This is a genomic window from Prevotella sp. AM23-5 (genome assembly GCF_003473645.1).
Taxonomy (GTDB): domain Bacteria; phylum Bacteroidota; class Bacteroidia; order Bacteroidales; family Bacteroidaceae; genus Prevotella; species Prevotella copri_A.
This window is the reverse complement of sequence record NZ_QUCG01000032.1, coordinates 38,718-38,958: the sequence shown is the minus strand read 5'-3', so window position 1 is coordinate 38,958 and position 241 is coordinate 38,718. Positions and strand designations below refer to the sequence as shown.

Genomic DNA, 241 nt, shown 5'->3' with positions numbered 1-241 from the left:
ACGCTGCCGTGAGAAGTGATGTGCTTGGCAAACTTCTCGATGGTCATCACATCGGTGTACTGCGAGATGGCGAACGCATTCTGCTTCTCGGTCTTCACCAGGTCGGTGTCCTTCTTGTCCGGCTCCTTGCCGTCCTTCTTAGCCTGGTTGATACGTGACTTTGCCTGGTTGATCTCAAGGAGGTTTGCGTTCACGCTGCGCATTACGATACTGTAGTTAATCATACTCTGTTCTGTGTTTA

General features: G+C 50.6%; 1 pseudogene. It reads right to left on the bottom strand.

Annotated features, from left to right (window positions below):
* Nucleotides 1-224: pseudogene (locus DW657_RS09475) on the bottom strand (DNA-binding protein); the annotation flags it as partial.
* Nucleotides 225-241: the final 17 nt, after the last annotated feature.